At 67.3% G+C, this 12142-nt stretch carries 15 protein-coding genes; 3 read left to right on the top strand and 12 right to left on the bottom strand.

Annotated features, from left to right (window positions below; genetic code table 11):
* The first annotated feature begins 3 nt into the window (after positions 1-3).
* The 3 genes from QHC78_RS00485 (at position 4) to QHC78_RS21110 (ending at position 2736) form a co-directional block, all read left to right on the top strand.
* On the top strand, positions 4-441 hold the full coding sequence (locus tag QHC78_RS00485; RefSeq protein WP_319741908.1) for an ExbD/TolR family protein: 438 nt from the start codon (positions 4-6) through the stop codon (positions 439-441).
* A gap of 101 nt (positions 442-542) precedes the next feature.
* The gene (locus tag QHC78_RS00480) at positions 543-1220 is read left to right on the top strand and encodes a response regulator transcription factor (protein ID WP_319741906.1); all 678 of its coding nucleotides are present in this window, start codon (positions 543-545) and stop codon (positions 1218-1220) included.
* The gene (locus QHC78_RS21110; RefSeq protein ID WP_413816391.1) at positions 1204-2736 is read left to right on the top strand and encodes a sensor histidine kinase; all 1533 of its coding nucleotides are present in this window, start codon (positions 1204-1206) and stop codon (positions 2734-2736) included. Before QHC78_RS00480 ends, QHC78_RS21110 begins: the two co-directional genes overlap by 17 nt.
* On the opposite strand, the gene fliR is transcribed toward QHC78_RS21110, so the two are convergent.
* The 12 genes from fliR to fliG all read right to left on the bottom strand — a co-directional run bounded on the left by fliR (position 2733) and on the right by fliG (position 12088).
* Positions 2733-3506 carry a flagellar biosynthetic protein FliR gene (fliR, locus tag QHC78_RS00465; protein ID WP_319741905.1) on the bottom strand — a complete coding sequence of 258 codons (774 nt, stop codon included), beginning with the start codon at positions 3504-3506 and terminating at the stop codon, positions 2733-2735. The two genes, QHC78_RS21110 and fliR, sit on opposite strands and share 4 nt — an antisense overlap.
* Before the next feature lie 22 nt (positions 3507-3528).
* Positions 3529-3801, bottom strand: a complete 273-nt coding sequence (gene fliQ, locus QHC78_RS00460) for a flagellar biosynthesis protein FliQ (protein WP_319741904.1) — start codon at positions 3799-3801, stop codon at positions 3529-3531.
* Positions 3802-3837: 36 nt separating this feature from the next.
* A complete protein-coding gene (gene fliP / locus QHC78_RS00455) occupies positions 3838-4554 on the bottom strand; it encodes a flagellar type III secretion system pore protein FliP (protein ID WP_319741903.1) in 717 nt (238 codons plus the stop codon).
* Positions 4555-4688: 134 nt separating this feature from the next.
* The gene (fliO, locus tag QHC78_RS00450; protein ID WP_319741902.1) at positions 4689-5021 is read right to left on the bottom strand and encodes a flagellar biosynthetic protein FliO; all 333 of its coding nucleotides are present in this window, start codon (positions 5019-5021) and stop codon (positions 4689-4691) included.
* 3 nt (positions 5022-5024) lie between these two features.
* Positions 5025-5453, bottom strand: a complete 429-nt coding sequence (gene fliN, locus QHC78_RS00445; protein ID WP_319741901.1) for a flagellar motor switch protein FliN — start codon at positions 5451-5453, stop codon at positions 5025-5027.
* Complete coding sequence (fliM, locus tag QHC78_RS00440) at positions 5437-6450, bottom strand: flagellar motor switch protein FliM (protein ID WP_319741900.1); 1014 nt, start codon at positions 6448-6450, stop codon at positions 5437-5439. Before fliM ends, fliN begins: the two co-directional genes overlap by 17 nt.
* A 59-nt stretch (positions 6451-6509) precedes the next feature.
* Complete coding sequence (locus QHC78_RS00435) at positions 6510-7043, bottom strand: flagellar basal body-associated FliL family protein (RefSeq protein WP_319741899.1); 534 nt, start codon at positions 7041-7043, stop codon at positions 6510-6512.
* Between the two features lie 162 nt (positions 7044-7205).
* A complete protein-coding gene (locus QHC78_RS00430; RefSeq protein WP_319741898.1) occupies positions 7206-8420 on the bottom strand; it encodes a flagellar hook-length control protein FliK in 1215 nt (404 codons plus the stop codon).
* Positions 8417-8872 (bottom strand): flagellar export protein FliJ, encoded by a 456-nt coding sequence (gene fliJ, locus QHC78_RS00425; RefSeq protein ID WP_319741897.1) that lies wholly within the window; start codon positions 8870-8872, stop codon positions 8417-8419. Before fliJ ends, QHC78_RS00430 begins: the two co-directional genes overlap by 4 nt.
* A gap of 7 nt (positions 8873-8879) precedes the next feature.
* Positions 8880-10301, bottom strand: a complete 1422-nt coding sequence (gene fliI, locus QHC78_RS00420; RefSeq protein ID WP_413816390.1) for a flagellar protein export ATPase FliI — start codon at positions 10299-10301, stop codon at positions 8880-8882.
* Positions 10294-11079 (bottom strand): FliH/SctL family protein, encoded by a 786-nt coding sequence (locus tag QHC78_RS00415; protein WP_319741896.1) that lies wholly within the window; start codon positions 11077-11079, stop codon positions 10294-10296. The genes fliI and QHC78_RS00415 overlap by 8 nt, the downstream gene beginning before the upstream one ends.
* Positions 11072-12088 carry a flagellar motor switch protein FliG gene (gene fliG / locus QHC78_RS00410; protein ID WP_319741895.1) on the bottom strand — a complete coding sequence of 339 codons (1017 nt, stop codon included), beginning with the start codon at positions 12086-12088 and terminating at the stop codon, positions 11072-11074. Before fliG ends, QHC78_RS00415 begins: the two co-directional genes overlap by 8 nt.
* Positions 12089-12142 lie beyond the last annotated feature (54 nt).

Genomic DNA, 12142 nt, shown 5'->3' with positions numbered 1-12142 from the left:
CCCATGGCGTTTGGCAGTTTCAACGGCGGCGCCGGTTCGGGCGCGCCGCAGTCCGAGATCAACATGGTGCCGCTCATCGACGTGATGCTGGTGCTGCTGGTCATTTTCATCATCACGGCGCCGCTGCTGTCGCATGCGGTGCGTATCGACGTGCCGCAGGCCACCTCGTCCCCGGTCGACGCCGATCCGGTCAAGATCGACCTCGCCATCGATGCCGATGGGAAGGTGTTCTGGAACGACGCCGCCATCGCCCTGGAAGAACTGCCCGACCGGTTTGCCAGCGTATCCAAGACGGAGCCCCAGCCCGAGCTGCACCTTCGTGCCGACAAGAACACGCGGTATGAAGTGCTGGCACAGGTGATGGCGGATGCCTCTCGAGCCGGCCTCAAGCGCATCGGCTTCGTCAGCACTCCCGAGCCGGCTCCGCAACCGGCGCAGTAGGCGCGCTAGCCGGGCCGGGGCGGCGCACTAGCTTTCGGCAGCGCCTGGGTTTACCCTAGCGGCTTTCCGTTTCGTTGCGCCGCCTGCCGGCGCTCTGCCACATGCGTGTATTGGTCATCGAAGACGACGCCACCCTGGGGGGCGCCCTGGCGGAATTCCTGGGCGACCAGGGCTATGCCGTCGATCTCGTTTCCAGCGGCGAGCGAGCCTCGGCCGCGTTGTCGGGCCAGACCTACGACCTGGTGCTGCTGGATTTGAACCTGCCGGGCGAGGACGGCCTGACGGTATTGCGGCGTCTGCGCGCAAACGAAAATCCCGTCCCGGTGTTGATCCTGACCGCGCGCGACGCGCTCGAGGACCGCGTCGCGGGCCTGGATGCCGGCGCCGACGATTACGTCACCAAGCCGTTCGAGCTGCCCGAGCTGGCAGCGCGCGTCCGGGCGCAGATTCGCCGCCGCGCGGGGCAGGTCAGCCCCATCATGGAGGTCGGGCCCCTGAGTTTCGACACCGTGGGCCGGGAGCTGCGCGTCAACGGCGAGCGCGTGGCGCTGTCGGTGCGCGAGCTGTCCGTGATGGAGATGCTCATGGTGCGCGCAGGGCGCGTCGTGACCAAGCGCCAGATCGTCAATTCGCTTTCCGCCTGGGATGCCGATTTCAGCGAGAATGCGGTCGAGGTCTACATCTACCGGCTGCGCAAGCGATTGGAGAAGGCCGGCGTGAATATCCAGACCGTGCGCGGTTTCGGATACCTGCTGGAGTCCGATGCCCCCGCGCAATGAGGCTGGACGGCCCGCGGCCGGGCGGGGACTGCACCGGCGCTCGCTGGCCTGGCATCTGCTGGTCCGCCTGCTGCCGGCCGTGCTGCTGCTGGCAACCATGGACAGCGTTGCCACCTTCGTCCTGACGCGCAAGCTCAATACCCAGTCGCACGATCGGGCGCTGATCGACACGACCCGCGCGCTGGCACGGCAAGTGGTCATGACGCCGGAAGGGCCGCAGCTCGATCCGGGTTGGAACAGCACCCGTTTCCTGACGTCCGATCCCGAGGAGCGTACTTACTTCCGCGTCAGCATGGATGGCGAGGTCATCGCCGGCACGGCGGCGTTGAGTGCGCCACCGGCGGCGGACAACGCGGAAAGCGTGACGGTGGAGCGCACCGAGCCGTCCACCCTGCTGGATCGTATCAACAAGGCCGTGCCTGCCATCTACGACACCGTGGTCGAAGGACTACCGGTGCGTGCCGCGGCGCTGGACATCAGCATCGACGATTACCTCGTCGAAGTGGCCATGGCCGAGACGCTCAATACGCGCAGCCGCTTCATCGAGGAGATCCTGTCGGTGCTGGTGGCCGGCCAGCTCCTGTTGATCGCACTGCTCGGCTTTGTCATCGTGACCGCGGTTCGATCGGGGCTGGAGTCGGTGAGCAAGCTTTCCGACGAGATCGAAAGCCGCAGCATCGACGACTTGCAGCCCATAGGCGGTGACGACGTACCCAGCGAATTGACGCCGCTGATTGCCAAGACCAATTCGCTGCTGGGCCGGCTCGACGGCGCGGTGGCGGCGCAGCGCCGCTTCATCGGCCATGCCGCCCACCAGCTGCGCACGCCGCTGAGCGGGCTGAAGCTGGAATCCGAGCTGATGCTGTCGCGGCCATTGCCGGACGACGTGCGCCAGCGTGCCGAACGCATCAAAGCAGCCGCTGACCGCATGATACGGGCGGGCGAGCAGTTGCTGGTGCTGGCGCGCATCGACGCCAACGTGCGGCCGCGCGATACCTTCACCCGCATCGACCTGACCGAACTGACCCGGGAATCCGGCGCGCGCTGGATTCCCGCGGCGCGCCAGGTCCACATCGAGATCGTGCTGGTCGCGCCCGACGAGCCTGTATGGGTCGACGGCGATGCCGTGCTGCTCGATCAATTGCTGGGCAACCTGATCGACAATGCCATCCGCTACCGCGGCGGGTCGGGCCGCATCGTCCTGCGTGTCATCGATTCACCGCCCAGCCTGGTGGTGGAAGACGACGGTCCCGGCATCGCAGCGGAAGACCGGGCGCGGGTGTTCGATGCGTTTTACCGGGCAAAGAATTCGCTGGCGGGCGGTTCCGGCCTGGGGCTGGCCATCGTCAAGGAGATCGCCGAGGCCCATGGCGCCCATTGGGATTTGCGCAGCCGGCCGGAGTTCGAAGGGACGCGCATCAGCCTGGTGTTTCCCGGTCCCCGCATCGGCGCGGACCTGAGCCGCGTCCGCCAGGGCCCCGCGGGCGGAAGCTGGCGGGGTGGCCCCGAGGCTTAGCGCACGACGGAGGTTTCGAAGTAAGGCACGGCCAGGCCCACTAGGCGTTCCATCGGGCCTGCCAGTATGCCGAAGGTCAGCCATAGCAGCAGCAGGCCCGCCAGCAGCGTCACGGCAAAGCCGAGGTTGAAGATGTTGAGCTGGGGGGCGCTGCGGGAGACGAAGCCCAAGGCGATGTTGATCGACAGCACGGCCGCCAAGACCGGCAGCGCGATCTGCAGGCCGCCGGAAAATACGATGGCGCCTAGGCCCGCCAGCCGCATCCAATCGAGATGGTCGAGCGGGTGGGGCGACACCGGAATGAGGCGGAAGCTTTCGCCGAGCGTCAGCAGCAGCGTCAGGTGGCCATCCGTCGCGAGAAAGGCCAGCATCGCGCAGAGCATGAAGAAGGTGGCGAGCAGCGGGGAGGGAGCGCCGCGCTGGGGGTCGAGAAAAGATGCGAAGCCCAGACCCATCTGCAGGCCGACCAGGTCGCCAGCCAGTTCGAAAGCGGCGAATATCGCGCGCAGGCCGAAGCCCATGGCCATGCCTACCAGGATTTGTTGCAGCAGCAGGAGCAGGCCCGTGCCGGAGAAGGCATCCACCGGTGAGGCCGGGCCCGGCGGCGCAACCAGTAGCGAGATCAGCAAGGCCAGACCGATCTTCACGCGTTGCGGCACGGCGCGGTGGCCGAATACCGGTGCGGTCTGGACCAAGGCCAGCGTACGGACGAAGGGCCACAGCAGCGCCGCCATCGCGGCATGGACGTCGGCATCGGTAAAGCTGATCACCAAGCCTCCCGGATGCCTGGGCTCAGCCCAGCATGAAAGGAATGTTTTCGAACAGGCGGCGGATGTAGTCGGTCATCATGGCCAGCATCCATGGGCCGGCGACCAAGGCCGCGGCAAAAATGGCCACCAGCTTGGGTACGAAGGACAGTGTCATCTCGTTGATCTGCGTGGCGGCCTGCAGCACGCTGATGACCAGGCCGACGACGAGCGCGGCAAGCAGCAGCGGGGCCGCCAGGTAGATGGCGATCTGGATGGCCTCCTGGGCCAGGGTCAATATGCCTGCGGTGTCATTCATGGCGCGTCGGCGGCAAGGGTTCGGAGGAGGGCGGGTTCATCGGGCGAAACTGGCAACCAGGCTGCCTATCAGGAGATTCCAGCCGTCGGCCAGCACGAACAGCATCAGCTTGAAGGGAAGCGAGATCAGGACGGGCGACAGCATCATTATGCCCATGGACATCAGTACGCTGGAGACGACCAGGTCGATCACCAGAAATGGCAGGAAGACCATGAAGCCGATCTGGAAGGCCGTCTTCAGTTCGCTCGTGACAAAGGCCGGGACCACTACGCGCAAGGGCAGCTGCGCGGCTTCGGCGACCGGCTCGATGTCGGCCAGGCGCATGAACAGCGCCAGGTCGGACTCGCGGGTCTGCTTGAGCATGAAGTCCTTCAGCGGTGCCTGGGCCCGGTCCAGCGCCTGGGGAAAATCGATCTCCTTGCGGTCGAACGGCTGGTAGGCATCGGTGTAGACGCGGTCGAAAGTGGGTGCCATGATGAACAGCGTCATGAACAGCGCGAGGCCGATCAGGACCATGTTGGGTGGCGAGCCCTGCAGCCCCAGCGCGCTGCGCAACAGCGACAGCACGATGATGATGCGCGTGAAGCCGGTCATCAGCAGCAACACGGCCGGCAGGAAACTCAATGCCGAAAGCACCAGCAAGGTCTGCAGCGACAGCGACCACGTTGTGCCGCCGCCGGGGGAAGGGGCGCTGGTCAGCGCGGGAATGCCGGCTTCCTGGCCGTGCGCGCCGGCGATGAACCCCAGCAGCATGACGCCTACAAGCAGACTGGCCGTACGTGCCGGCGCCCCCGTCCGGGGGGCGGCGCACGCGCGAGATGTGGCCGGCGTGCGGCGGGCAGCGGCTATCCCGCCGGGACGGCCATGAAAACGGGGCAGACAGCGGATCATTGCTTGCGGAAGCGGGCGAGGAGGGCGTGGAAGTCGGGCCCCGGCGCCGGGGCGGCTTCGGGCGCGGGAGGCTCGTCGGGCCGGGGCAGGACGGCCAGGGGACGGACGTGGCCGGCCGAGACGCCCGCCACGATCCATTGATCGGCGATTTCGACCAGCACGACCCGTTCGCGCGGTCCCACCATGAGCTGGCCGCGCAGCCGCAGGGGTTGGAGGCCCGGCGCCTGTGGCCGCTGGACGCGCCGCAGCACCCAGCCGCAGGCCAGGATCAGCGCCAGCACGGCGCCGAGCGCGAACACCGTTTGCAAGAGAGAGGCGGATGGGGACATCGTCTAGCGATTGAGGCGGCGAAGCCGCTCGGACGGCGTGACGATATCGGTGAGCCGGATGCCGAACTTGTCGTTGACGACGACCACTTCGCCCTGGGCGATCAGGCAGCCGTTGACCATGACGTCCATCGGTTCGCCGGCGAGGCCGTCCAGTTCCACGACCGAGCCTTGCGCCAGCTGCAGGATCTGCTTGATCGGTATGCGCGTGCGTCCCAGTTCCACCGTCAAGGTAACCGGGATGTCCATGATGATTTCGATGTCGTTCACCGTGGACGGCGCATCGGCGCCCCCGGTGAACTGCTCGAACAACTCGTCGGCCGGCCGCGCGGCCGGCTCGGCGCTTGCCTGTGACTGCTCGGCCAGCGCCGCTGCCCAGTCGTCGTCGGCGGTCGCGCCGGACGGCTCGGGCACGTTTTCAGGATCCGCTTCCATGTTCATCTCCTAGATTGTTCTCCGATTGCAGGGTGGCCAGCACCTTGCCGATACGGATCGCGTACTGCCCGTTGCTGATGCCGATCTTGCAGTCGAATATGGGGACGCCGTCCACATAGGCAGGCAACGTGGGTGCGATGTCGATCGGAATGACATCCCCTTTCTGCATGTTCAGCAGGTCGCGCACGACCAGTTGGGTCTGGGCCAGGTTGACCACCATTTCGACATCGGCGAGCTGGATCTGCTTGGACAGCATGCGCAGCCAGCGCTTGTCGGGTTCCATCTGGTCGCCCTGGACCGGGCTGTACAGCGCATCGCGGATGGGTTCGACCGAGGCATAGGGAAAGCAGATGTGCAGGTCCCCGCCCGAGGATCCGAACTCGATCGAGAACGTCGAACACACGACGATCTCGGACGGGGTGGCGATGTTGGCGAATTGCGTGTGCATTTCGGCGCGCTGGTACTCGAAATGCATAGGATGGACCGCTGCCCAGGCCTTGGCATATTCCTCCAGCACCACGGCCAGCATGCGCTGAATGATGCGTTGCTCGGTAGGCGTGAAGTCGCGCCCTTCTACGCGGGTGTGGAAGCGGCCGTCGCCGCCGAACAGGTTGTCGATGACCGAGAACACCAGCCGCGGTTCGAAGATGAACAGCGCATTGCCGCGCAAGGGCTTGAGCGACACGATGTTGAGGTTGGTCGGGACGACGATGTTGCGCAGGAATTCGCTGTACTTGAGGAGCTTGACGGGGCCGACGGAAATCTCGGGATTGCGCCGCAGGAAGTTGAACAGGCCCACGCGCAACAGGCGGCCGAAGCGGTCGTGGATGATCTCGAGCGTCGGCATCCTGCCGCGGACGATGCGTTCCTGCTTGGCAAGGTTGTAGGGGCGGATGCCGCCGACCGGCTGCTCGTTCTGCGGCAGGTCGTCGTGCTCGCCCGTCACCCCTCGCAGCAGGGCGTCGACTTCGTCTTGCGAAAGGAATTCACCGGCCATCGTGCGAGCTCCGGGCGGTGTCGGCGGAATGCGTCATCGGCGTCACGGCGCGATGCGGCCTACTGGATCACGAAACTGGAGAAATGCGCGCCGAATACGCTTTGGCGGAATTCGGGCGCGATGTACTTGCGGACGATCTCGACGATCTGCTCGGCCAGCAGTTGCTTGCCTTTGAGGCTGAGGAGGTCGTCGGCCGTCTTGGACGAAAGCAGCAGCAGGATCTCGCTGCGTACGGGTGGGACCACTGCGTTGAAGGCACTGCCGGCCTTGGCGTCTGCCAGTTCCACGACGACGCCCACCTGGGCGAAGCGGTCCTGGTCGCGTTCGGCCAGGTTGGCCGTGAACATGTCGAGGGCGGTGAACACATGCTTGCCGGCATTCGAGCTGGGTGCGCCGGCCGGTCCGGCGCCGGAGGCCGGCGCCTCGGCGGCGGGCTGGGCGCCGGCGTAGGAGTAGGCCTCGAAATTGGCGAGTTGCTTGTTGTGGATCAGCAGCACGGCGGCCATGCCGGCGACGGCGATCAACAGCAGGAGTCCACCCAGCACGAAGAGCCAGGTTCGGGTGCGTTTGACAGGAACGATGGCCTCGGCCATGAACGACATCTCCGGGTTCGGTGAGCGGGGAAGGGCCGCCTCTAGGCGGAATTATCTAGAAAAGGGACGGTATCGATCGGTGGAACAGCAGGGGAAATCGCGCGGTTAACCGCCGGGCCACGGCCAGCGCGGCCGGCCACGTCCGGACGGCGCGGATCGGGACTACGCATACAGGTCCACCATGCGGCCATCCGCGCCGCTGCCGCCGGTCCGGGAGCGTTGCGGCACGGTTGCGATGGCAGCCGCTTCGGCCGTTGCCGTGGCCGACGGCGCTTTCCCTGCTGCCTCGGGTTCCTCGAACCGACGTGCTGCCAGGAAACCGCTTTGTTGCTCGCTCCCCACCGATGCCTGGCCGAGGTTCAGGCCGCCCGCCGAGAGCGCTTCCTTGAGGCCGGCGAGCGAGTTCTCCAGCGCCTGGCGGGTTTGCTCGTGGTTGCTGCCGAATACCACCGTTGCCACGTCGCCTTCCAGGCGCAAATGGACGGTGATCGGGCCCAGGGCCTCCGGATCGATGCGTATCTGGGCGCTGTGCAGGCCGCCGCCTGCCATCCAGCGCAGCGCGGTGTCGATACGTTCTTGCAACGCCCCGCCATGCAGCGGAACCGGCGCGCCGGGGACGGTCGGCATATCGTGACGCGCAGCCGCCGGCAGCGTCTGGTGGGGGGCCGACACGCCCGTGGCGGGAACCGTGGACGAAACCTGCAGGACATCGGCCTGCGGGGTTGCCGGCAGCGGGCCGCCTGCACCCAGTTCCGCCACGGGCGCTTCCGCGCTGCGTGCCGCCGGGGCCGGCGGGCCGTCCCGGCGCATTTCGGCAGCGCGGGCGGGAGCCGCATCCGCCGCCACGGGACGCGTGGGTGCGGCACTGGCTTGGGCGCGCACCCCGGTGGCGGCACTCAGGCCAGGCAGGGTCCCGACGGTCTTCGCCAAGCCGGGTTGCGCCGGCGGGATCGTCGTTCCGGCTGTCGCTTCGCCGGTCGGGACTGCAAGGTCATCCGGCATGACGGTTGCAGGCATCGTCCCGGTGCCCGCGGGGGCCAGGGCGGTATCCGGCGTCCCCGCTGCTTCGGCCACCACGGCCTTTACCGGGGCGGCGGGAACGGGCGCGTAGGCGGCCCATTGCGACAACCACGGAAACTCCCGCGCAGCCTCGGGCCGGCCGTCGTCTTCGTTCCCGGGGCCGCTGTCCGTTTGCGTATTGCCGGACACGGCTTGGCCCTGGCCTTCATGAGCGGCCTGCGGCGCATCCAGCGCCTGGCCGGCCGAGGCCAGTTGTTCGTCGAACGAGGTCTCGGCGTTTTCCGCCGGCGCGGCCGGCTGTGCCGCGGCCGGCCGCGCTCCCGGCAAGGCAAGGCCGGCGACGGGAAGGGCGTTCATAGTGCGTATCCGGTGGGGACGCCGAAGTGGCGGCGGTTGGCGAATTCGTCGATCTGTTTCTGTGCCCGCTTGGCTTCCGAGCTTTCCAGCCGCTGCGCTTCCCGCCGCGCCAGGACCTCGAGCGACTTCAGCTTTCGTTCTTCGCTGAAGAACACCGCGCGCGTGGCATCCAGGTGCAGGGCACAGCGTTCGACTTCCCGCGTCTGCTGCTCGACGGCATCGGTCAACTGCTGGATGAAGCGCGCGTAGTTGCCGACCAGCGTGCCGTCGATGCCTATGCCGGTCTGGCCGCGCATGCGGGCTTCATAGTCGGCGCGATAGTTTTCGATCAGGACCAGCCGCTCGCGTGCGCGTGCGTGCGCGGCGGCCGCCTGGGCGAGTTCCTGGGCTGCCTTGTTCTTGCGGGCTTCGGCCAATTCGATCAGCGTAGCAAGCGTGGAAGGGGACGTCATGGCGGTCTCACGTTCGGGCCGCGCCGCCGAAGTGTTCGGCGATGGCGGTCATGATGGACAGGCTTTCGGCGTACGGCGCGCGCGCCTGCATATCCTGCTGCAGGAAATTGCTGATGCTGTCGTGCGCGGCGATGGCCTGATCGAGCTCCGGGTCGGATCCGGGGACGTAGGCGCCGACCTGGATCAGGTCGCGCGAACGCTGGTAGCGGGAGAACAGTTTCTTGATCACGCGGGCGTGCTGCTGCTGGCCGGCATCGACGATGTTGTGCATGGCGCGCGAGATGGACTGCTCGATGTCGATGGCGGGATAGTGGCCGGTGTCGGCCAGGGCGCGGTTCAGGACGATGTGGCCGTCCAGTATGGCGCGGGCGGCGTCGGCGATGGGGTCCTGCTGGTCGTCGCCTTCGGTCAGGACGGTATAGAACGCGGTAATCGACCCCGTTCCATGCGTGCCGTTGCCGGCGCGTTCGACCAGTGCCGGCAGCTTGGCGAAAACCGACGGCGGATAGCCCTTGGTGGCCGGGGGTTCTCCGATCGCGAGCGCAATTTCGCGCTGCGCCATGGCATAGCGGGTGAGCGAGTCCATGATCAGCAGCACGTCCTTGCCCTGGTCGCGGAAGTGCTCGGCCAGGACCGTCGCGTACGCGGCGCCTTGCAGGCGCATCAACGGTGCGGCGTCGGCCGGGGCCGCCACGACCACGGAACGCGCCAGCCCCTCGGGCCCCAGGATCTGGTCGATGAACTCCTTGACTTCCCGGCCCCGTTCGCCGATCAGCCCGACCACCGTGACGTCGGCCTCGGTATAGCGGGCCATCATGCCCAGCAGCACGCTCTTGCCGACGCCAGAACCGGCGAACAGCCCCATGCGCTGTCCGCGTCCCACGGTCAGCATGGCGTTGATGGCGCGCACGCCTACGTCGAGCGGCCGTTCGATGGGCTGGCGCTCGATGGGGTTGACCGGGCGGGCCGCCAGGGGGGCGCGCTGGGCCGTTGCGATAGGACCCAGGCGATCGAGCGGCCGTCCGGCGCCATCGACTACCCGGCCAAGCAGCGCGTCGCCGACCGGCAGATGTTTGGTGACCTCTTCCGGCGCCGGCGTGCTTTCGCCAGGATCCGCCGGATAGACAGGCGCAGGCCGGGCGGCCTGCAGCGGCATCACGAGCGAGCCGGCGGTCAAGCCATGGACTTCGCTGGACGGCATCAGGAAGAGCCGCTCGCCGTTGAAGCCCACCACCTCGGCTTCGGCCGTGCGGTCCTGCCCTTGCACGATCTGGCAAGTGCTTCCCACCGGGAGCTTCAGGCCGACGGCTTCCATGACCAGCCCGGCGACCCGCGTCAGGCGGCCCGCCGCCGCGATGGGCATGGCCGTGCAGACCCGGGCGGTACAGCCCTCGACGTAGCGGGCGAGGCGAAGGGCGGGGTCAGGCATGGCCATCGCTCCATGGCAGGTCCTGACCCAGCGTGGCCAGCGTGCGTGTCCACCGCGTGGCCACCGTCGCGTCGATGTTGGACTGGTGCGTGGCGATACGGCAGCCCCCCGGTTCGATGCCCGGGTCTTCGACGATCTTCCACTGCCCGAGCTCCAATTCCTCGCCCAGATGGGCGCGGACGAGCTGCACGTCGGACGGATGAAGCAGCAGCTGCCTGCCTGTCTCGCCGCCGCTCAGCTGGTTGAAGGCATCGCGCACCACTGCCAGGACGACGTTGCTGTCCAGCGCGAGTTCGCGCCGGACGACTTGCCGCGAGATGGCGATAGCCAGCTCCAGCAGCTTGGGGGCCAGCTCGTTCTCGAAATCGGTGAAGACGCTCGCGGCCGTGTCCGCCGCGGCCCGCAGCCGCTCCGCCTCGCGCCGGGCGGCGGCGCTGCCGTGATCGTAGCCGGCCGCGTAGCCTTCGTCGAACGCGGCAGTCTTGATCCGTTCCACTTCGGCGGGATCCACCGCAGGCGGCGGCTCGGGGGCGGTCCGTGCTGCGCCGGCCTCGGCCGCGGCGCGGGCCGCCGCCTCTTCGCGTTGCCGGCGCTGCGCCTCCTCTTGCGCCGCGAGCCGTGCCAGGTGGATGGCCCGCTTTTCTTCCTCCGTCTGCGGCCGCCGCCGGGCTTCGTCTTGCAGCGACCCGTCGGTGAAGGCGGCCGGCCGCCACACAGGCAAATGCCGCCCTTCGTCGGCAGGCAGGATGCGCCTGGAAGCGAAGGGCGCGTCAGACATACTGTTCCTCGCCCATGCCGTTGATCGCCAGGTCTCCCGACTCGGTCAGCCGGCGGGCGATCTTGAGGATTTCCTTTTGTTGCGCCTCGACGTCCGAGATCTTGACCGGACCGCGCGCATCGAGGTCTTCGCGCAATTGCTGGGCAGCGCGCGAAGGCATGCAGCGGAACACTTTGGCGCGCAGCTCGGCACTCGCGCCCTTGAGCGCGAGGATGAGCGATTCGGGAGTCACTTCCCGCAGCAGCAGCTGCATGCCGCGGTCGTCGGCATCGATGAGGTTCTCGAACGTGAACATTTCATCGATGATGCGCTGGGCCAGTTCCGTGTCCACTTGTTTGACCAGGGCCAGGATCTGGTGCTCGGACGAGGAGCCGACGTAGTTCAGGATGTCGGCCGCGGTCTTGATGCCGCCCAGCTTGCGGCGCTTGATCTGCTCGTTGCCAGACAGCATCTTGAGCAGGACGTCGTTCAACTCACGCAGCGCTGCGGGCTGGATGCCGTCCAGCGTGGCGATGCGCAGCAGCACGTCGGCGCGTACCCGTTCCGGCAGCTGATTGAGTACGCCCGCCGATTGGTCCGCTTCGAGGTGGACCAGGATGGACGCGATGATCTGCGGATGTTCGTGCCGGATCAGTTCGGCCACGCTCGTCGGGTCCATCCACTTCAGGCTCTCGATACCCGAGGTGTCGCCGGTGTGCAGGATGCGGTCGAGCAGGAAGCCGGCCTTGTCCGCGCCGAGGGCTCGGGTGAGTACGCTGCGCAGATAGGCGTCAGCATCGGCGCCCAGTCCCGTGTGGGCACTGATGTCCGTTTCGAAGCGCCGTATGACCTGGTCCATGGCCTCGCGGGCGATGCCTTGCATGCCGGCCATGGCGGTACCCAGCTTCTGCACTTCGCGGGGAGAGAGGTACTTCAGCACCTCGGCGGCCTCTTCCTCGCCTAGAGAAAGCAGGAGGATGGCGCCGTCCGTGATGCCGTGTTCTTGATCGGTGTTTGCAACGTTCATCATGAGGGCTGGTCTGCGCGCGGGAGGCGGCTCGCCCCGACTGAGGCGGACATGCCG

Source organism: Pigmentiphaga sp., from assembly GCF_033795525.1.
GTDB lineage: Bacteria > Pseudomonadota > Gammaproteobacteria > Burkholderiales > Burkholderiaceae_B > Pigmentiphaga.
This window is presented reverse-complemented; position numbering and strand designations above follow the sequence as displayed.

Excerpts from the sequence above, each read along its gene's own strand:
- QHC78_RS00485 (WP_319741908.1), top strand. The coding sequence starts at position 4 with ATGGCGTTTGGCAGTTTCAACGGCGGCGCCGGTTCGGGCGCGCCGCAG.
- QHC78_RS00480 (WP_319741906.1), top strand. The coding sequence starts at position 543 with ATGCGTGTATTGGTCATCGAAGACGACGCCACCCTGGGGGGCGCCCTG.
- QHC78_RS21110 (WP_413816391.1), top strand. The coding sequence starts at position 1,204 with ATGCCCCCGCGCAATGAGGCTGGACGGCCCGCGGCCGGGCGGGGACTG.
- fliQ (WP_319741904.1), bottom strand. The coding sequence starts at position 3,801 with ATGAATGACACCGCAGGCATATTGACCCTGGCCCAGGAGGCCATCCAG.
- fliP (WP_319741903.1), bottom strand. The coding sequence starts at position 4,554 with ATGCTGCTGGGGTTCATCGCCGGCGCGCACGGCCAGGAAGCCGGCATT.
- fliO (WP_319741902.1), bottom strand. The coding sequence starts at position 5,021 with ATGTCCCCATCCGCCTCTCTCTTGCAAACGGTGTTCGCGCTCGGCGCC.
- fliN (WP_319741901.1), bottom strand. The coding sequence starts at position 5,453 with ATGGAAGCGGATCCTGAAAACGTGCCCGAGCCGTCCGGCGCGACCGCC.
- fliM (WP_319741900.1), bottom strand. The coding sequence starts at position 6,450 with ATGGCCGGTGAATTCCTTTCGCAAGACGAAGTCGACGCCCTGCTGCGA.
- QHC78_RS00435 (WP_319741899.1), bottom strand. The coding sequence starts at position 7,043 with ATGGCCGAGGCCATCGTTCCTGTCAAACGCACCCGAACCTGGCTCTTC.
- QHC78_RS00430 (WP_319741898.1), bottom strand. The coding sequence starts at position 8,420 with ATGAACGCCCTTCCCGTCGCCGGCCTTGCCTTGCCGGGAGCGCGGCCG.
- fliJ (WP_319741897.1), bottom strand. The coding sequence starts at position 8,872 with ATGACGTCCCCTTCCACGCTTGCTACGCTGATCGAATTGGCCGAAGCC.
- fliI (WP_413816390.1), bottom strand. The coding sequence starts at position 10,301 with ATGCCTGACCCCGCCCTTCGCCTCGCCCGCTACGTCGAGGGCTGTACC.
- QHC78_RS00415 (WP_319741896.1), bottom strand. The coding sequence starts at position 11,079 with ATGTCTGACGCGCCCTTCGCTTCCAGGCGCATCCTGCCTGCCGACGAA.
- fliG (WP_319741895.1), bottom strand. The coding sequence starts at position 12,088 with ATGATGAACGTTGCAAACACCGATCAAGAACACGGCATCACGGACGGC.